Annotated in this window: 20 protein-coding genes; 11 read left to right on the top strand and 9 right to left on the bottom strand. The window is 73.9% G+C overall.

The window, feature by feature from the left end; genetic code table 11:
• Nucleotides 1-154 precede the first annotated feature (154 nt).
• On the top strand, nt 155-2152 hold the full coding sequence (locus V6U82_RS25305) for a glycosyl hydrolase family 28-related protein (RefSeq protein WP_334465131.1): 1998 nt from the start codon (nt 155-157) through the stop codon (nt 2150-2152).
• A 53-nt stretch (nt 2153-2205) separates the two neighbouring features.
• Here V6U82_RS25305 and V6U82_RS25300 read toward each other — a convergent pair whose 3' ends face one another.
• The 4 genes from V6U82_RS25300 to V6U82_RS25285 all read right to left on the bottom strand — a co-directional run bounded on the left by V6U82_RS25300 (nt 2206) and on the right by V6U82_RS25285 (nt 5737).
• A complete protein-coding gene (locus V6U82_RS25300; protein ID WP_091428154.1) occupies nt 2206-3015 on the bottom strand; it encodes a SigB/SigF/SigG family RNA polymerase sigma factor in 810 nt (269 codons plus the stop codon).
• Between the two features lie 141 nt (nt 3016-3156).
• Nucleotides 3157-3720 (bottom strand): GerMN domain-containing protein, encoded by a 564-nt coding sequence (locus V6U82_RS25295; protein WP_334465126.1) that lies wholly within the window; start codon nt 3718-3720, stop codon nt 3157-3159.
• The gene (locus V6U82_RS25290) at nt 3717-5066 is read right to left on the bottom strand and encodes a sensor histidine kinase (RefSeq protein WP_334465124.1); all 1350 of its coding nucleotides are present in this window, start codon (nt 5064-5066) and stop codon (nt 3717-3719) included. Before V6U82_RS25290 ends, V6U82_RS25295 begins: the two co-directional genes overlap by 4 nt.
• Entirely contained in the window at nt 5063-5737 is a 675-nt protein-coding gene (locus V6U82_RS25285) for a response regulator transcription factor (protein WP_128138374.1), read from the bottom strand. The genes V6U82_RS25290 and V6U82_RS25285 overlap by 4 nt, the downstream gene beginning before the upstream one ends.
• Nucleotides 5738-5886: 149 nt before the next feature.
• Between V6U82_RS25285 and V6U82_RS25280 the strand changes: the two genes are divergently transcribed.
• From V6U82_RS25280 to V6U82_RS25260, 5 genes are all read left to right on the top strand, one after another.
• Nucleotides 5887-6252 carry an STAS domain-containing protein gene (locus V6U82_RS25280; RefSeq protein WP_334465121.1) on the top strand — a complete coding sequence of 122 codons (366 nt, stop codon included), beginning with the start codon at nt 5887-5889 and terminating at the stop codon, nt 6250-6252.
• 9 nt (nt 6253-6261) lie between these two features.
• Nucleotides 6262-6576, top strand: a complete 315-nt coding sequence (locus V6U82_RS25275; protein WP_120573797.1) for a hypothetical protein — start codon at nt 6262-6264, stop codon at nt 6574-6576.
• Nucleotides 6573-7139 (top strand): STAS domain-containing protein, encoded by a 567-nt coding sequence (locus V6U82_RS25270; RefSeq protein WP_128138373.1) that lies wholly within the window; start codon nt 6573-6575, stop codon nt 7137-7139. Before V6U82_RS25275 ends, V6U82_RS25270 begins: the two co-directional genes overlap by 4 nt.
• Nucleotides 7133-7423, top strand: a complete 291-nt coding sequence (locus tag V6U82_RS25265) for a BON domain-containing protein (protein WP_091428140.1) — start codon at nt 7133-7135, stop codon at nt 7421-7423. Before V6U82_RS25270 ends, V6U82_RS25265 begins: the two co-directional genes overlap by 7 nt.
• A gap of 139 nt (nt 7424-7562) precedes the next feature.
• Nucleotides 7563-8999: a cellulase family glycosylhydrolase gene (locus tag V6U82_RS25260; protein WP_334465161.1), complete on the top strand. Its 1437-nt coding sequence runs from the start codon at nt 7563-7565 to the stop codon at nt 8997-8999.
• A 44-nt stretch (nt 9000-9043) separates the two neighbouring features.
• Here V6U82_RS25260 and V6U82_RS25255 read toward each other — a convergent pair whose 3' ends face one another.
• A complete protein-coding gene (locus V6U82_RS25255) occupies nt 9044-9946 on the bottom strand; it encodes an AurF N-oxygenase family protein (RefSeq protein ID WP_334465115.1) in 903 nt (300 codons plus the stop codon).
• Between the two features lie 48 nt (nt 9947-9994).
• Between V6U82_RS25255 and V6U82_RS25250 the strand changes: the two genes are divergently transcribed.
• The 4 genes from V6U82_RS25250 to V6U82_RS25235 all read left to right on the top strand — a co-directional run bounded on the left by V6U82_RS25250 (nt 9995) and on the right by V6U82_RS25235 (nt 12482).
• Nucleotides 9995-10711 (top strand): TetR/AcrR family transcriptional regulator, encoded by a 717-nt coding sequence (locus tag V6U82_RS25250; protein WP_334465113.1) that lies wholly within the window; start codon nt 9995-9997, stop codon nt 10709-10711.
• Nucleotides 10708-10977: a DUF4873 domain-containing protein gene (locus V6U82_RS25245; RefSeq protein WP_334465111.1), complete on the top strand. Its 270-nt coding sequence runs from the start codon at nt 10708-10710 to the stop codon at nt 10975-10977. The genes V6U82_RS25250 and V6U82_RS25245 overlap by 4 nt, the downstream gene beginning before the upstream one ends.
• 21 nt (nt 10978-10998) lie before the next feature.
• The gene (locus tag V6U82_RS25240; RefSeq protein WP_334465110.1) at nt 10999-11637 is read left to right on the top strand and encodes a YdcF family protein; all 639 of its coding nucleotides are present in this window, start codon (nt 10999-11001) and stop codon (nt 11635-11637) included.
• An 83-nt stretch (nt 11638-11720) separates the two neighbouring features.
• Complete coding sequence (locus V6U82_RS25235; protein WP_334465108.1) at nt 11721-12482, top strand: glycosyltransferase family 2 protein; 762 nt, start codon at nt 11721-11723, stop codon at nt 12480-12482.
• Between the two features lie 24 nt (nt 12483-12506).
• On the opposite strand, the gene V6U82_RS25230 is transcribed toward V6U82_RS25235, so the two are convergent.
• From V6U82_RS25230 to V6U82_RS25220, 3 genes are all read right to left on the bottom strand, one after another.
• On the bottom strand, nt 12507-12629 hold the full coding sequence (locus V6U82_RS25230; protein ID WP_091428126.1) for a ribosomal protein bL36: 123 nt from the start codon (nt 12627-12629) through the stop codon (nt 12507-12509).
• A 122-nt stretch (nt 12630-12751) separates the two neighbouring features.
• Nucleotides 12752-14104: an extracellular catalytic domain type 1 short-chain-length polyhydroxyalkanoate depolymerase gene (locus V6U82_RS25225; RefSeq protein WP_334465098.1), complete on the bottom strand. Its 1353-nt coding sequence runs from the start codon at nt 14102-14104 to the stop codon at nt 12752-12754.
• A 128-nt stretch (nt 14105-14232) separates the two neighbouring features.
• A complete protein-coding gene (locus V6U82_RS25220) occupies nt 14233-15318 on the bottom strand; it encodes a DUF4037 domain-containing protein (protein WP_334465096.1) in 1086 nt (361 codons plus the stop codon).
• A gap of 99 nt (nt 15319-15417) precedes the next feature.
• On the opposite strand from V6U82_RS25220, the gene V6U82_RS25215 reads away from it, so the two are divergent.
• Nucleotides 15418-16341 (top strand): 5'-3' exonuclease, encoded by a 924-nt coding sequence (locus V6U82_RS25215; RefSeq protein WP_128139087.1) that lies wholly within the window; start codon nt 15418-15420, stop codon nt 16339-16341.
• An 8-nt stretch (nt 16342-16349) separates the two neighbouring features.
• Here V6U82_RS25215 and V6U82_RS25210 read toward each other — a convergent pair whose 3' ends face one another.
• Complete coding sequence (locus V6U82_RS25210; protein ID WP_334465094.1) at nt 16350-17237, bottom strand: MHYT domain-containing protein; 888 nt, start codon at nt 17235-17237, stop codon at nt 16350-16352.
• Nucleotides 17238-17340 lie beyond the last annotated feature (103 nt).

The raw sequence follows: 17340 nt of genomic DNA, 5'->3' as shown, positions 1-17340 counted from the left end.
GCGGTCAGTTCTTGCCGTCCGGGCGCCCAGCGGGTCCGAAAGATGCGAGCAGATTGATGCTTGAAAGCCAACAGAGCGCCGGAATAACATGAGGAGCCTTGTCGATGGCCTGCGCCGCCGAGGCCACCCGTCCCCCGAGAAAGTGGGTGCTCCGATGTCGCGGAGCGTGCCGAGGATCCTCACGGCGCTGGTCGCCGCCGCCCTGCTCGTACCGCCCGGCACCGCCACTGCGGGCCCGCCGCGCGGCCCGGCTCCCGTGGTGACCCGCGCCGGGCTCGACCCCGCGCTCGTCGCCGGTCGGGGTGCGACTGTGGACTACGTCGAACAGGAGGCGGAACACGGCCGGACCACCGGCACCGTGATCGGGCCGGACCGGTCGGCGTACACACTGGCCGGCGAGGCGTCCGGCCGCCGGGCCGTGCGCCTGCTGCCCGGTCAGTACGTCGAACTCACGCTCCCCCGGGCCACGAACGCGCTGACCGTGCGCTACAGCATCCCGGACGCGCCCGGCGGCGGCGGGATCACCGCGCCGCTGCGGGTCTCCGTCGGGCACGCGCCCGCCCGCACCATGACGCTGACCTCGCAGTACGCCTGGCTGTACAACCAGTACCCGTTCACCAACGACCCCGGCGCCGACCTGCTGCACCCGGACTGGTGGATCACCGAGTGCTCCTGCGTCCCGGCCGCCACCACGCCCGCGCCGGTGATCGGCAAGCCGTTCCGGCCGCACCACTTCTACGACGAGCAGCGGATGCTCCTCGGCCGCACCCACCGGGCCGGCGAGGTGGTCCGGCTGACCGCGCCGCCCGGCACGGCGGCCGCGTGGACGGTGATCGACCTGATGGACGCGCACCTCGTCGCGCCGCCCCGCGTGGTACCTCGCGCGGTGAACGCGCTGTCGTTCGGCGCCGACCCGACCGGCCGGCGGGAGTCCGCCGGCGCGTTCGACCGCGCGATCGCGTACGCCCGCCGGGTGGACCGCCCGCTCTACCTGCCGCCCGGCACCTACCAGGTCAACCGTCACGTCGTCGTCGACGACGTGACGATCGCCGGGGCGGGCAGCTGGTACACGATCGTGCGGGGACGCGAGGTCGTCCTGGACACGCCCGCTCCCGACGGCTCCCGCCACACCGGCGTCGGCTTCTACGGCCGCGACGCCGCCGACGGCGGCAGCAGCGACGTGCACCTGTCCGGCTTCGCGATCGAGGGCGACGTCCGGGAGCGGATCGACACCGACCAGGTCAACGCCGTCGGCGGAGCGCTCAACCACAGCACGATCGACGGCCTCTACCTGCACCACACGAAGGTCGGCATGTGGTTCGACGGGCCGATGACCGGCCTGCGGGTCACGAACACGGTGATCGCGGACCAGATCGCCGACGGGCTGAACCTCCACACCGGCGTCACGCACTCGTCGGTGACGAACTCGGTGGTCCGCAACAGCGGCGACGACGCGCTGGCGATGTGGTCGGAGGGCACTGCCAACGCGTCGAACACGTTCGCGTACAACACCGTGCAGTCACCGGTGCTCGCCAACGGCATCGCGCTGTACGGCGGCGCCGACCTGACCGTGGCGCACAACCTGATCGCCGACCCGGTGCGAGAGGGCAGCGCGATCCAGGTGGGCTCCCGGTTCGGGGCCGAGCCGTTCACCGGCCGGCTGCGGATCACCGGCAACACCACGGTCCGGGCTGGCACGTACGACCTGAACTGGAACATCGGCCTCGGCGCGATCTGGTTCTACGCGCTGGACCGCAGCATCGACGCCGCGGACATCGAAGTGAGCGGCGACGTGTACCTGGACAGCACCTACAACGCGATCATGCTGGTCAGCGACTGGCCGGTGAAGGACAGCGTCCGCATCGACAACGTCCGCTTCCGCGACATCCGGGTCGACGGCACCGGCACGTCGGTGGTCAGCGCGCGTACGGCGGGCGGGGCGAGCTTCGCGAACGTCGACGCCCGCAACGTGGGCGCGGTGGGCGTGAACAACTGCGGGTCGTTCCGCTTCACCCCGGCGGGGTCGGAGTTCGGCCTGACCGACCTCGGCGGCAACGACGGCGGCTGGCTGGCGCCGTGGCTGCTGCCGAACACCGTCACCTGCGACGACCGGCCGCCCGTGGTGCCGCCGCCTCCGCCCTCGCGCTGGTGACAGACGACGCGACCCCCGCCGGCCGGGCCGGCGGGGGTCGCGGTACGGGTGGCTCAGGCCTCGGTGAGCTGGCCGCGCAGCTTGGTCAGGGCGCGGGCGAGCAGCCGGGACACGTGCATCTGGGAGACACCGACCCGGGCGGCGATCTCGCTCTGGGTCAGGTTGCCGTAGAAGCGCAGCGTGAGGATCTTCTGCTCCCGCTCGTCGAGCGTGGCGAGCGCCGGGCCCAGCGAGGCGCGCAGGTCGGCCAGCTCGTACTCGTTGTCCTCGGTGCCGAGCGTGTCGCCCAGCTCGGTGGCGCTGTCGCCGTCGCCGATCGGGGTGGACAGCGAGACCGCGTTGTACGCGCGGGCACCCTCCAGGCCCTCCAGCACCTCTTCCTCGGTGACGTCGAGGTGGGCGGCGATGTCGGCGACGGTCGGGGCCCGGTTGAGCGTCTGGGTCAGCGTGCTGTTGGCCTCGGAGATGCGCAGCCGCAGCTCCTGGAGGCGACGCGGAACCCGGATGTTCCAGGTGCGGTCGCGGAAGTGCCGCTTGATCTCGCCGAGGATGGTCGGGATGGCGAAACCGGCGAAGTCGACGCCGCGCGAGGCGTCGAACCGGTCGACGGCCTTGATCAGGCCGAGCGCCGCGGTCTGGGCCAGGTCGCCGGCCGGCTCGCCGCGACCGCTGTAGCGGGCGGCCAGGTGGTTCGCCAGCGGCAGCCACGCCTCGATGACCTGGTTGCGCAGGGCGGCCCGCTGCGGGTGGTCGGCGGGCAGCGCGGCGAGCGCCGCGATCAGCTCACTGGCGCGGCTCTCCTCACCGGTCTGCGGCGCGCGCTGCACCTCGGTCGCGGTCGATGCCATGGTCATCGTGGTCATGCTGCCCTTCCTGTCCTCGGAGAACGGGTGGCCTCCCACACCGGTCGTGCCAGCCACACTAGACCAAAGGCCACTGCCAAATCAACCGAACGGACGATGGAGATTTCGTCTCATATCCGGACACATCGGCGAGGAAGGGTGTCAGCGAGGTAACAGCGGCCGGTAGTCGGCGGCGGTGAGCGGCAGCGCGGAGAGGCTTCCGTCCGCGCGCGGCACCTCCAGCGGCTGCCCGTCCCGGCGGAACGCCACGCTGTAGACGTCCGGCCGCTGAGTGAGGCTGCACACGATCTGCCCGAAGGCCAGCACCTCGTCGTTGCGACCGGTCTCCTCCCCCGCCTGGCGCACGTCGACGGTCGCCAGCGTGCCGGCCAGCGTCGCACCGGCCACCGCCACCGTCCCCGGCAGCGCCGTGGCCAGCCCCTGACGGCGCTCGCCGCCGTCCGGCCCGGCCAGCAGGTGCTGCAGGTGCGCGTCCACGCCGGGCAGCCCGTCCACGCGGCGCGTGACCACGACCAGCCCGTCGTCGCGGACGAAGCAGAACGGCTCGTCCACCCGCCCGTCCCCGTCGGCGGTCGAGGACACCGTGGGGGTCGGGAACGCCCCAGGCGGCGTCTGCACCAGGCGGGGCTCGTCGTCCACCGGCACCCCGCAGCCGGCCAGCAGCACGACCGCGAGCAGGCCCGGCAGGAGCCGCCGGCGGCTCATCGCAGCGCCCCGGGCAGCTCGACCCGGAACCGGGCGCCGGGCTCGCGGTCCAGCACCGCGGCCGTACCGCCGTGCGCGGCGGCGTGCTGCGCCACCAGCGCGAGCCCGAGGCCGGTGCCGTCGGTGCCGGCCCGGTCGTGCGCCGCCCGCCCCCTGACGAACCGGTCGAAGATGATCTCCCGGTCGCCGGGTGGCACGCCCGGACCGTCGTCGTCGACCTCCAGCACGCCCACGCCGTCGCGCCCGCCGAGGCGTACCGCGACCGGCCCGCCGCCGTACCGCTCGGCGTTCTCCAGCAGGTTCAGCAGCGTCTGGGCGAACCGGCGCCGGTCGACCCACCACAGGCGCGGGGCGGCGCCGTCGAGCGTCACCAGGCTCTCCGGCAGCGACCGTTCCCGGCAGGCGGCCCGGGCCAGCTCCACCACGTCGACCGTCTCGCGGTGCGCCGGCTGCTCGGTACGGGCCAGCTGGATCAGGTCGTCGACCAGGCGCTGGAACCGGGTCACCTCGTCGGCGACCAGGCCCGCCGCGGTAGCGGTGCGTTCGTCCTGGTGCTCCCGGCGGCGGTTGAGCACGCTCGCGGCGGCGGCCAGGGTCTGCAACGGCGAGCGCAGCTCGTGGCTCACGTCGGCGGCGAAGCGCCGGTCCCGCTCGATGCGGTGCACCAGCTTGTCGACCATCTCGTTGAACGAGCTGGACAGGCGGGTGAGGTCGGGATCGGTGGTCGGGTCGAGCCGGGTGGCGAAGTCGCCGGACGCGATCCGTTCCGCCGCGTCGGCGACCGCGGTGAGCGGCCGCAGGCTGTGCCGGGTGGCGTACCAGCCGAGCGCCGCCCCGGCCCCGGCGACCATGATCGCCACCGCGATCAGCGCCAGGCCCACCACCTGGAACGTCTCCTCGACCTCCCGCAGCGAGGTCAGCTCGTAGTAGCCGAGCGCGCCGGGCAGCGGCACGCCCACCAGCAGCGCGGGCTGCCCGTCGAGCCGGATCCGCTGCACAGCGGGCTTGCCGTCGGCCACCATGCGCTGCAACTCCACCGGCACCGAGCTGGCGCCCACGTCGGCGGTACGGGCGTACCAGCCGTCGGGCAGGTGCAGCAGCGGGCGGCGGGCGCTGCCGGTGTCGAGCGAGCGCAGCACGGCCACCACGTCCGGGGTGCCGGTGTCCAGGCCGGAGCGGACCACAGCGGCGTCGTAGTACGCGGCCCGGACCGCGGTGCGCTCCCGCTCGTCGAGCAGCGAGCGCCGGGTCAGGTCGTACGAGAAGAGGGCCATCAGCGCGGACAGCAGCAAAGCCCCCACGGCGAACGCCGCGGTGACCCGGGCGCGCAGGCCGGGGCGGGTCATCGCTGGAGCTTGTAGCCGAGGCCGCGCAGGGTGACCAGGTGGCGCGGGTTGGCCGGGTCGGGTTCGATCTTCTGCCGCAGCCGGCCCACGTGCACGTCGACGAGCCGCTCGTCGCCGGTCTCGTAACCCCAGACCCGGCTGAGCAGCTGCTGACGCGACAGCACCCGGCCGGCGTGCTCGGCCAGCTCGCACAGCAGCCGGAACTCGGTGCGGGTGACCGGCACCGGCTGTCCCGAGCGCCGTACCTCGCCGGCCTCCGCGCTGATCTCCAGGTCACCGAAGAACTGGGCGGGCACCGGCCCGGCCACCGTGCGTACGCGCCGGCGCAGCGCCCGCAGCCGGGCCGACAGCTCCTTGATCGCGACCGGCTTGACCACGTAGTCGTCGGCGCCCGCCTCCAGCGCGGCGACGATGTCGTGGGTGTCGTCGCGGGCGCTGATCACCACGACCGGCACGTCGTCGTCGCGGCGCAGCTGACGGATGCAGTCGAACCCGTTCATGCCGGGCAGCATCAGGTCGACGAGCACGTAGTCGGCCGGCTTCTCCCGCTGCCGGCGCAGGCCGTCCTCGGCGGTCGGCGCGCCGTACGCCTCGTAGCCCTCCTCCTCCAGGGCGAGCTGCAGCGCGAGCCGGATGCGGTCGTCGTCCTCGATCACCAGTACGGCCGTCATATGGGCATCATGACCGGCGCGCCACGGGTCGCCCAATCGCGTGGGCCGTTCGTGGTTTTTGTCATCGAACCGTCATACAACCGTCCGGTGACCTCCAAGATCCCTGCGCAGAGTGGGGTCTGACCCGATCCCGTCACGGAAGCGACCCGATGCCTGCCAGCCTGCCGTCCCCGCCGGAGTCCGCGGTGCCGCACGTGCGCGTGGACATCACCGACGAGCTGGGCCTCGCCGGGCTGCCCGAGGTCGCCCACGTGCTGGACCGCATCCTCGCGCTACGGCCCCGCGAGCTGACGATCGACCTCGCCGGGTGCCGGCATGTGGACGCGGCCGCCGTCGCGCTGCTGCTGGACGTGCACCGCCGGCTGGCCCGGCAGGGCGGCCTGCTCACGCTGAGCAATCCACATCCGCGGATCCGGCGCATCCTGGAGAACTCCGGGCTCGGTGCCGTGCCCGTCGTCGACACGCCCCGTCCGGCCGCGCGCGGCCGGGCCCGGGTCGCGTCCGCATCACGCTGAGGAGGAGTGGTGACCGGCAGCACGCTCGTCGGAGCGCTCGTGGTTGGTCTGGCCGTGGGCGGGCTGGGACGCCTCGTCCTGCCGGGGCGCAAGGCCGTCCCGGTGTGGCTGACACTCGCGCTCGGCGTGGCGGCCGCGCTGCTCGGCGCGATCGTGGTCGGGCTGGTGGACCACCGCACCGACGGATCGCCGGTGCTGCCGCTGATGGTGCAGACCGGCTTCGCCGCCGTGGCGGTCGTGCTGGCGGTGGTCGCCGCGGGCCGGCCGGAGGCCCAGGGGCAGACGCCTCCCGGCACGGGCGGCCGGCGGAAGGAGGAGGTGTGACTGTCGTACCCGCGGACCACCTGATGATGCTCATCTGCGACGGCTGCGGCGACAGCGTCACCGGCGCGGGCGCCACGCTGCCGGACGCCGAGGTGGTGTGGACGCTCGTGTTCGAGCACGACTGGGTCGGCTCGCCGTTCGCGTCCGGGCCGCATCACTGTCCCCGGTGCAGCGCCCGGGCGGCCATCGCCGACGACGGCCTGGGCACCGAGGATCTGGAGCAGGTGGGCGGCACCCCGGCCGCCCACGACGTCGACCCGGCCACGGCGGTCCGCCGCGCCCTCGACGAGCGCTCCCACCGCGACGACATGGAGCTGGTCGACCTGTCCGGCCTGGAGGTGATCGACTCCGCCGGGCTCAGCCTGCTGGTGCGCGCGCACCAGGACGCCCGGCGCGACGGCCGGCGGTTGTGCCTGCTGTCCCCGTCGCGGTTCGTGCTCACCGTGCTGCACACCATGCGGCTCGACGGCGTCTTCACAGTCGTCGACGGCCGCGTCCCGGCGCCGGGCCCCGCGCCCCGGCAGCCGGTCCTGACCGAACAGAAGGAGCCCTCCCCGTGGTGATGCCCTGGCCGTACCCCGAGTTCCCGTTCACCGGCGGCGGACCGGAGCCCGACGACGCGGACACCCGCCTCGCGTCGCTCGTCGCTCAGCGGCTCAGCGCCGACTGGACCACCCGCCGGCAGCAGATCACCGTGACCGTGCAGAACCGGGTAGTCATCCTCGCCGGCCTGGTGGCCGATCCGCAGACGCGCCTGGTCGCCGCCGAGCTGGCCTGGGACGTGCCGGGTGTGTACGACGTCTGCAACGCGTTGCGGCTCTACGGCGGGCGCCGCGGCGGCCGCTGACCGGCGGCGGTTGCATGCATCGGCATCCACCTCTACGCTCGGCCGTGGGAGCGCTCCCCCAGGCCGCCGCGTCGGGCTTTCCGGGCAGGTTCACGACGGGCACCGTCCGATCACCATCCAGACGATGGGACCTTCCCGCATGTTCTCGATTCCCCGCCCGTCCCGGCGGCACCTGCTCGTCGGCGGCGCGGTCGGCGCGCTCGCCCTGGCGGCCACGGCCGCCCTGCCGTCGCCGGACGCGATGGCGGCGACCGGCTGCGCCGTCACCTACACCACCAACTCCTGGCCCGGTGGCTTCACCGCGACGGTGGCGGTGCGCAACCTCGGTGACCCGGTGAGCAACTGGACGCTGGGCTTCACCTTCCCCGACGGCGGCCAGCGCGTGGTGCAGGGCTGGTCGGCCACCTGGCAGCAGAGCGGCTCGGCGGTCACCGCGCGCAGCCTCGACTACAACGGCGCGCTCGGCACCGGCGCGAGCACCACAGTCGGCTTCAACGGCTCGTGGACCGGGTCGAACCCGAACCCCACGTCGTTCACGCTCAACGGCACCGTCTGCACCGGCGGCACGAGCACACCGCCGCCGAGCACCCCGCCACCGCCGACCACTCCCCCGCCCACCACGCCGCCGCCGACCGGCACCACGCCGGTCGCGATCAACGGCCAGCTCCAGGTGTGCGGGGTCAACCTCTGCAACCAGTACGGGCGACCGATCCAGCTACGCGGCATGAGCACGCACGGGTTGCAGTGGTTCGCCAACTGCTACACCGACGCCTCGCTGGACGTGCTCGCGAACGAGTGGCGGTCCGACCTGCTGCGCATCTCCATGTACGTGCAGGAGCAGGGCTACGAGACCAACCCGGCCGGGTTCACCAACCAGGTGAACACGCTCGTGGACAAGGCCGAGGCCCGGGGCATGTACGCCCTCATCGACTTCCACACGCTGACGCCCGGTGACCCGATGTACAACCTGGACCGGGCCAAGACGTTCTTCGCCAACGTGTCGGCGCGCAACGCCGCGAAGAAGAACGTGATCTACGAGATCACCAACGAGCCCAACGGGGTGAGCTGGTCGACCATCCGCGACTACGCCGAGCAGGTCATCCCGGTGATCCGGGCCAACGACCCGGACGCGGTGGTCATCGTCGGCACCCGGGGCTGGTCCTCACTGGGCGTGTCCGAGGGCGGCAACTCCGACGAGATCGTGAACAACCCGGTGCGGGCGCAGAACATCATGTACACGTTCCACTTCTACGCCGCGTCGCACAAGGACAACTACCGCAACGAGGTGCAGCGGGCGGCGAGCCGGCTCCCGCTGTTCGTCACCGAGTTCGGCACCGTCACCTACACCGGTGACGGCGCTGTCGACACCGCCAGCAGCAACGCCTGGCTCGACCTGCTGGACCGGTTGAAGATCAGCTACGCGAACTGGACGCTCTCCGACGCCCCCGAGGGCTCGGCGGCGCTGCGGCCGGGCACCTGCGCGTCCGGCTCGTTCAGCGGGACGTCGGTGCTCACCGAGTCCGGCGCGTACATGCGCGAGCGCATCCGCACCGCCGACGACTTCCCCACCTCCTGACCGGGCGGCCGGCGGCGATCCTTTCCCCTTCGGGTCGCCGCCGGTCAGCCCTCCACCAGCCCGGCCCGGCGCCACAGCACCCGGCCCGGCCCGGCGACCAGGCCCAGCTCGGTCAGGTGGTCGGCGATCCGCTGCGCGGACCAGCGCAGCGTGGCCCGCCAGTGCGGGTTGGCCCGCGCCGCGGCCCGGCCGGCCGCCGGGTCGATCCCGACCGCCGCGTACGCCCGCGGGTGCACCAGGCGCCGCGTGATCGAGTACGCGGCCCGGCCGATCACCAGCCGCGCGTACGCCAGCGCCACCGGCCCGGCCGCCTCCACCTGCCGGGTCAGCTCGTCGCGGGCGAAACGCACGTGCCGGGCCTCCTCCACCACGTGGATGCGCGACACCATCCGGATCAGCGGCTGCAACGACTCGTCGGCCATGATCTCGCGCTGGAACGAGTCGAGGATCTCCTCGGCGATCAGGATGGCCGCGTACATCTGCGGGCCGGTCGCCGTGGACTTGAGCCAGCGCCCGAGCAGGTGGTCGAACGGCTCGGCGCGGTAGACCGGCGCGCCGGCGGCCTCGATGAGCCGACCGAACATGATGGAGTGCCGGCACTCGTCGGCGACCTCGGTGAGCGCGTACTGGGCGTGCCGGCTGGTCGGGTCGGCGTCGTAGTAGTGCCGGATCAGCATCTGCATGAGGATCGTCTCGAACCAGATCCCGGCGCTGGCCGCGCTGGCGACCTCGTGCTTGGTCAGCTCGACCCGCTGGTCCTCGGTCATGGCGTCCCACAGTGGCGTGCCGTAGAGGCTGCTGCGCGACGGCGGAAGCCAGTACGCGCCGGGCACCGGCGGCGCCGACCAGTCGATGTCGACGACCGGGTCGTAGCTGGTGCGTACCGAGGCGGAGAGCAGGCGATCGGCGACCGCCTCGCGCGGGAATCCGGCCGTGGTCCGCTCCATGACCCCTCCATATTGACGTAACTTCGAGTAACTGTTACGAGTGGTAGCATGCGACGGACCACCACCGATGTCAATGGCCCCGACGGTCCCCCGGAGCCGGCCGGACCCCGCCGAGGCGGGCGGCGCGACCGCTGGGCCGACCACCGCGAACAGCGACGGCAGGAACTGGTCGCGGCCGCCGTGCAGGCGCTGCTGCGGCACGGCCCGAGCGTCGACATGGACCAGGTCGCCGCCACCGCCGGGGTCAGCAAACCGGTGCTCTACCGATACTTCGCCGACAAGGCGCAACTCTGGCTGGCGGTGAGCGAGGTGGTCGCGGCGCGCGTGGTGGCCGCCATCGCACCCGCGGTCGAGCAGGTACGCGAGGAGCGCGCGCTGGTCGAGGCGACGATCGACGCGTACCTGAGCGTGGTGGAGTACGAGCCGTCGCTCTACCGGTTCCTCGTGCACGAGTCCGGGCATCCCGGCATCCAGCAGGTGGTCACCGGCACCAGCCGGCAGGTCGCGACCGGGCTGGCCCGGGTCATCGGCGACCGGCTGCGCGCGCTCGGCCTCGACGCCGGCCCGGCCGAGCCGTGGGCGTACGGTCTGGTCGGATTCGTGCAGGCGGTCGGCGACTGGTGGACCACACACGGGCAGCCGATCCACCGGGCCGCGCTCACCGAATACCTGACCACGCTGCTGTGGAGCGGCATCGAAGGGGTCCGCCGGGGCGCCGACCTGCCGCCGGAGCTGACCCGCGCGCACGAACGGATCGACAGGTGACCTGGCAGGGCACGGCCGAGATCGCCGGCACCACGGTACGGCTGCACGCCGGCGGGCGGTTCGAGCCGGTCGACGGCCGGTACCACTGGGCCGGGCGGGTCGAGCCGGAACCGCGCCTGGTGCGGCTGCTGCGCTCCGGCCGCCGGGACGTGGAGGTCCGGATCGGCGGGCGGGTCGCCCGGGCCCGGCTGGCCGAGGTGGACCCGTGGGGCGGCGTCCGGATCACCGGCGTCGGCACCCCACCCTGGCCGCCGGACGACGAGTGATCCGGCCCGTACCGTGAAGGGATGACGCCTCCCGCCACCGTGCTGCTGGTCTTCGGCCGTGGGGTGGTGGCCGGCGACGACGGCTACCGGCTGACCGCGGAGAGCGTCGCGCGCACCGAGGCCGCGGTGGCCTACGTCCGCGCGCACGCCGAGGCGTTCCGACGTACGCCCGGAGCCCGGGTGGTGTTCACCGGCGGCTGGCCGCACGGCTCGGCCGGCGCGCCCGCCCCGCCCGCCGGATACCGGGAGGCGGAGCTGATGCGGGCGCTGGCGCGCGACGCCGGGCTCGACGCGTACGCCCGGTCGGCGGCCGAGACCCGCTCCCGCACCACTGTGCAGAACCTGGCGCACACGGTGCAGGACGGGCTGCTCGGCGCGGCGGAGTTCACCGCCCAGCGGCCACTCGGGCTGGTCTCCCACCCGTGGCACCTGCCCCGCGTCCGGCTGCTCGCCGCGCGCGTGCTCGGGCTGTCCGGCCGGGCGCTGGCCGACGTGCCGGTGACCGCGCCCGACCCGGTGCCCGTCCGGCGGGAGCGGGCCGCCCGGGCGTTCAGCCGGATCGGCTTCCTCGGCGTGCGTACCCCGGAGGCGTCGCTGCGCCGCGAGCGCGCGCTGACCCGCGCCGCCGACCGGATCGGACGCCTCACGCCCCGGCGGTGATTCGCCGGAGCGGGCGCGGGGTACGACGGTCCTCGATCGACCCGGCGGGCCGTGCCGGCGGGCGAGTCCACCCGGGAGGTTCCGTGATCGTGCTCGTGCCGGTGTACCGGCCCGGTGACCGGCTTCCGCCGCTGGTCGGCGACCTGCGGGCCGCGCTGCCCGGCGCCGACGTGCTCGTCGTCGACGACGGCAGCGGCCCGGCCGCCGCCGGGGTGCTGGGCGCGGCCCGCGCCGAGGGGGCGACGGTGCTGCGCCGCCGGGTCAACCGGGGCAAGGGCGTGGTGCTGCGCACCGGCTTCCGGTACGCCTCGACGCACCGTCCCGGACGCGACGTGGTGTGTGTGGACGCCGACGGCCAGCACGGCGTGACCGACGTGTGCCGCGTGGCGGACCGGATGCGCGCCACCGGGGCGCCGACGCTCGGCGTACGCCGCTTCGACGGTGAGGTCCCGGCGCGCAGCCGGTTCGGCAACGCGGCGACCCGGGTGGCGTTCCGGCTGGCGAGCGGCCGGGACGTGCGCGACACCCAGACCGGGCTGCGCGCCTACCCGGCCGCCCTGCTCGGCTGGCTCACCACCGTCCCGGGTGACCGCTTCGAGTACGAGATGGCGGTGCTGCTGCGGCTGGTCCGCGCCGGAGTGCCGGTCGAGCAGGTGGACATCGCCACCCACTACCACGGCGACAACGAGGGTTCGCACTTCTCCGCGCTCGCCGACTCGGTGCGGATCTACCGCCCGCTGGCCGCCTCCGCCGTCGCCCGCCTGGCGGGGCGTTCCGAGGTGGACGCGGTACCGGCCGCCGCCGTCACGACGTCGCGTCCCACACCTGCGACTCGAACTGCCTGAGCTGGTCGCGCGGCGACGGCGGCCTCAGCCCTGCCGGGCCTTCTGCCGCCGGTCGGCCTTGTTGAGCACGAACAGCTTGCCCCGGCGCCGGACCACGATCGAGCCGGCCTTGCGCTTGAGCGCGCGCAGGGAGCTTCGGACCTTCATATCCGCTCCTTCGGTTCCCGCCGGTGTCCGTCCGGCACGGGTACCCGCCGCCGGTGCGGTCATGCCCGGCCGCGCCCGCCCCGCTCGGGACGGGTGCGGCCGGGATGCCGCCACGACCCCGCTCAGGCGGCCGTGCAGGTGCTCCCGTTGAGCGTGAACGAACCCGGCCTGCCGGTGTTGCCGGTATGGGTGGCCTGGAAGCCGATGTCCACCGAGCCGCCCGGCGGGATCGACGCGTTGTAGGACACGTTACGGGCGGTCACGGCGCCGCTGGACGGGCTGTACGTGGCGTTCCAGCCCCCGGTGATCGTCTGACCGCCCGGCAGCGTGAACGCGAGGTTCCAGCCGTTGATCGCCGTGGTGGACGTGTTGGTGATCGTCACGGCGGCGGTCAGGCCGTTGTTCCAGGCGTTCACCACGTACCCGACCCGGCAGGCCCCCGACGGCGGCGGCGTGGTCGGCGGCGCCGTGGTGGGCGGAGGCGTGGTGGGCGGAGGCGTCGTCGGCGGCGCGGTGGTCGGCGGCGCGGTGGTCGGCGGCGGCGTGGTGGAGTCCAGGCCGAAGAAGCGGACGGCCTGGGCCGCGTCCACCGGCAGGTTGTGCGTGACGCCCTGCATGCTGATCGCCTCGACGGTCGCGGTGCCGCCGGTGCCGCCGTAGCGGGTACGCGTGTAGCCGGCCTGCGGACTGTCCGTGTACGCGGGCGTCTGGCTCAGCCCGTTCACGTTCGTCCACTGGTCGATCTGCTCGCCGAAGTTCGGGTAGCGCAGCGTCTCGTCGTTGGTGCCGTGCCAGATCTGCATCCGCGGGCGCGGGCCGGTGTAGCCGGGGTAGGCGTTGCGCACCAGGTCACCCCACTGCTGCGGGGTCTTCAGCACCTGGCCGTTGGCGCACTCGCTGTTCCACTCCGAGCCGTTGGTGGTGGCGAAGCAGCCGAACGGCACGCCGGCGAAGGCGGCACCGGCGCGGAACACGTCCGGGTAGTCGCCGAGCAGCACGTTCGTCATCATCGCGCCGGACGAGGTGCCGGTGGTGAAGATCCGCTGCGAGTCGACCGGGTAGCGCTGCCGCACGTAGTCCACCATCGACTTGATGCCCACCGGGTCGCTGCCGCCGTCGCGGCGCAGCGCCTGCGGCGAGGAGACGTCGAAGCACTTGCTGCTGCGCGTCACCGACGGGTAGACCACGATGTAGCCGTACCGGTCGGCGAGCGCCGCGAACTGGGTGCCCGAGTACATGGCCGGGCCGCTGCCGGTGCAGTAGTGGTTCACCACGAGCAGGCCGGGACGGGCCGCGACGGTGTCCGGGACGTACAGGTACATCCGCAGGTTGCTCGGGTTGGCACCGAAGTTCGTCACCTCGGTCAGCGCGGCGGCCGAGGCCGGCCCGGGGACGGCGAGCGCCGCCCCGACGGCGAGCCCGGCGGCGGTCAGCGCCGCGCCGAGCAGCCGGAGTCTGCTCCTTCTGGACAGCATGCGTTCTCCTCGGATGGTGGGAACGCCGCGTGGCGCGGCGTTCTCGCCGGCGAGGCGCCTACGACGGGCGGCCCGGACCCTCGGAGACGAGATAGACAGTCGCGGATCGATGCGACTCGAATCGGAGTCTAGGCCCCGGCCGGCGGGCCGACAACCGCCGCGGCCACCCGGCGGGCGCGGCCCGGGTGGGTGAGCACGTCCACGCTGTCCACGTACTGGTCCACCGCGCCCACCGGAGGCCGGTCGCGCAGCTCCGGGTCGGTGATCGCGGCGCGCAGCGTCTCGACGAACCGGCAGGCGTGCAGCACCAGGAACGGCCGGTCGTGGAACGGCCGGGCGGCCGGGTCCACCGGCGGCGCAGCCGCGGCGTCGTTGGTCCAGCCGGCGACCGTCTCCAGCGCCCGGACCAGGCCGGGCTCCCGGGCCGCCCAGTCACCCGGGCCGAGCGCGGCGGCGAGCCCGTCCACCATCGGCGCCGCGTCCGGCAGCGTCGCGAACACCGTGCCGAGCCATTTCGCGTACGGGGGCCAGCGCCGGTGCAGCAGCAGGCCGAGGCGCATCAGGTCCCGGGCCAGTCCGGCGACCACGACCCGGCTGCCCAGATCGTCGCCGACCTCGGCGCACCGGCCGGCCAGGTGCTCGGCCTGCGCGACCCGCTGCCACCCGGAGGCGAGCACGTAACGCCACACGTCGTCCGGGTACCAGGCCAGGCGGGCGCGGACGGCGGTGAGCGCGTCACCGAGCCCGTCGTGGAACACCGCTCCCCCGGTCAGCTCGGCCAGCCGCTGCGTCGGCGTCGCCAGCCAGTCCGCCGCCGTCAGTCCGGCGCGCGGGTCGGCGCCGAGCCGCTCCCGCAGCCATCCGCCGAGTTCGTCCACGCTCACGCCGTGCCGGTCGCCGTCGGCGCGGACCGTGCCGAGGCGCGCCTCCGGCCCGCCCGCGTACCGGGTCGGCCAGCCGAGGAACCGCGCCGGCAACTCCGCGTCCAGCACCTCCCGGACCGGCGCCACGTCGTGCGCGTCCGCCACGAAGAGCTGGGTACGCGGGCCCCAGTCGTGGTCGGTGGAGCGGGGCGTGTCGAGGCCGAGCAGCTCGGAGCCGCCGTCGAGCAGACCGGCGGAGTACGGCAGGCCGGGCAGCCGCCGCGCCAGCAGCGGACCCACCACCTCGTCGTGGAACCGGCGGGCCAGGGTCAGGCCGGGTACGAAGCTCACCCCGCCAGTCTGCGCACCGGACGCCCGCCGCGCGCCCGGGTTTCCGGTCCGGCGGTCGCCTCCCCCATCTCGTCGCAGGCCTGTGGAAGGCTTGTCCGCGTGGCACACCGACAGCCGATCCTCCTGATCGACTCCCCCAGCCTCTACTTCCGCGCCTACTTCGGCATCCCCGAGTCGGCCGCGAAGACCGGCGACGGCCAGCCGGTCAACGCCGTGCGCGGCTTCCTCGACATGCTCGCCCAGCTCGTGCGCACCCGCCGGCCCGACCGGATGATCTGCGCGCTCGACCACGACTGGCGCCCGGCGTGGCGGGTCGAGCTGCTGCCGTCGTACAAGGCGCACCGGGTCGCGCCCGAGGGCGGCGAGGTCGTGCCGGACACGCTGTCCCCGCAGGTGCCGATGATCCTGGAGGTGCTGGACGCGCTCGGCATCCCGGCCGTGGGCGCCGACGGCTACGAGGCCGACGACGTGCTCGGCACGCTCTCGGTCACCCAGCCGGGCCCGGTCGAGGTGGTCTCCGGCGACCGCGACCTGTTCCAGCTCGTCGACGACGCCCACCCGGTGCGCCTGCTCTACGTCGGCCGGGGCGTGGCCAAGCTGGACGACTGCGACGACGCGGCGGTCCGCACCCGCTACGGCGTGCCGGCCGACCGGTACGCCGACTTCGCGGCGCTGCGCGGCGACCCCAGCGACGGGCTGCCCGGCGTGGCCGGGGTGGGCGAGAAGACCGCCGCCCGGCTCATCGACCGCTACGGCGGGCTGGACGGCATCCTGGCCGCGCTCGACGACCCCCGATCCGGTTTCGCGCCCGGGCTGCGGGCGAAGCTCGACGCCGCCCGCGACTACCTGGCCGTGGCGCCGAAGGTGGTCCGGGTCGCCACCGACGTGCCGCTACCCGAGCTGGACCCGGCACTGCCGACGTCCCCCGCCGATCCGGACCGGCTGCTGGAGCTGGCGCAGCGCTGGAACCTGGCCGGCTCGTGCCGGCGCCTGGTCGACGCGCTGGCCGGCGACCGGTCGTGATCAGTTGATCACGACTGGCGGTCGGTGCTCCGCCGGGACGGCAACTGTGCGCCGGGCTGTGCCAGCGTCGAGCGGGCACGCAGGCCGACCGGGTCCGGCGCGGGTTCGGCGGCCACGGTCTGCGGCCCCTCGTCGAGCCGCGCGCTGACGTACGCGGCCCCGGCCCGGTCGTCGTCCGACGGCGCGGCGAGCAGCGCGTAGACGAGCCCGACCACGCCGAACACCACCGCCAGCACGATCGGCACCAGCAGCCCGCTCACCTCGGTGCCGGAGGCCGGGCCGCGGCTCTCGTGCAGGTGCACCGACAGCGCGCTCATGCCGGTGAAGTGCATGCCGTTGACCGCGATGCCCATGACCAGCGCCGAGGCGGCGATGGCCAGCCCCCGCCGGACGGTCATCGCCAGCCAGAGCGCGACGGTGGCGGCCACGACCGCGATGACCACCGACAGCGTCACCCGCAGCGGGTCGTAGCCGAGCGAGCCGTCCAGGCGCATGGCGGCCATGCCGGTGTAGTGCATGGCCGCCACCCCGGCACCGGTGAAGAACCCGCCGGCGAGCAGCCGGGGCGCGGCGAGCCGGCCGGTGCCCACGATCGCCAGCCCGATGCCGACCGACGCCACCGCGATCACCGTGCTGGCGGCAGTCAGCGGCACGTCGTAGCGGATCCGGGTGCCGCCGACGGCGAACCCGAGCATCGCCATGAAGTGCATGGCCCAGATCGCCGTGCCGCCGAGCGCCCACGCGGCGAGCAGGCCCCACCAGGCGCGCTGGCCGGCGCTGGTGGCGGTCCGGATCCGCCCGGCGCAGACCAGCCCGAGCGCCGAGCCGAGCACCGACAACGCGTAGCTGAGCGCGGGTGTGATCCACCCGTACTCGAAGTGATTGATCTCGCCCACGACGCCCTTCCCTCACCCTCGGCGCAGCGCGACCCACGGCGCCCGGGGCAATGATGGGATAGGCCCTGACCAGGGCGTGCATCGGCCCCCCGACAATTCGCGG

The sequence above is a fragment of the Micromonospora sp. CPCC 205554 genome, assembly GCF_036902745.1.
GTDB classification, from domain to species: Bacteria; Actinomycetota; Actinomycetes; order Mycobacteriales; family Micromonosporaceae; genus Micromonospora; species Micromonospora tulbaghiae.
This window is presented reverse-complemented; position numbering and strand designations above follow the sequence as displayed.

Coding starts and splice junctions, on each gene's coding strand:
- V6U82_RS25305 (WP_334465131.1), top strand. CDS start 155: ATGTCGCGGAGCGTGCCGAGGATCCTCACGGCGCTGGTCGCCGCCGCC.
- V6U82_RS25300 (WP_091428154.1), bottom strand. CDS start 3,015: ATGACCACGATGACCATGGCATCGACCGCGACCGAGGTGCAGCGCGCG.
- V6U82_RS25295 (WP_334465126.1), bottom strand. CDS start 3,720: ATGAGCCGCCGGCGGCTCCTGCCGGGCCTGCTCGCGGTCGTGCTGCTG.
- V6U82_RS25290 (WP_334465124.1), bottom strand. CDS start 5,066: ATGACCCGCCCCGGCCTGCGCGCCCGGGTCACCGCGGCGTTCGCCGTG.
- V6U82_RS25285 (WP_128138374.1), bottom strand. CDS start 5,737: ATGACGGCCGTACTGGTGATCGAGGACGACGACCGCATCCGGCTCGCG.
- V6U82_RS25280 (WP_334465121.1), top strand. CDS start 5,887: ATGCCTGCCAGCCTGCCGTCCCCGCCGGAGTCCGCGGTGCCGCACGTG.
- V6U82_RS25260 (WP_334465161.1), top strand. CDS start 7,563: ATGTTCTCGATTCCCCGCCCGTCCCGGCGGCACCTGCTCGTCGGCGGC.
- V6U82_RS25255 (WP_334465115.1), bottom strand. CDS start 9,946: ATGGAGCGGACCACGGCCGGATTCCCGCGCGAGGCGGTCGCCGATCGC.
- V6U82_RS25250 (WP_334465113.1), top strand. CDS start 9,995: ATGCGACGGACCACCACCGATGTCAATGGCCCCGACGGTCCCCCGGAG.
- V6U82_RS25240 (WP_334465110.1), top strand. CDS start 10,999: ATGACGCCTCCCGCCACCGTGCTGCTGGTCTTCGGCCGTGGGGTGGTG.
- V6U82_RS25230 (WP_091428126.1), bottom strand. CDS start 12,629: ATGAAGGTCCGAAGCTCCCTGCGCGCGCTCAAGCGCAAGGCCGGCTCG.
- V6U82_RS25225 (WP_334465098.1), bottom strand. CDS start 14,104: ATGCTGTCCAGAAGGAGCAGACTCCGGCTGCTCGGCGCGGCGCTGACC.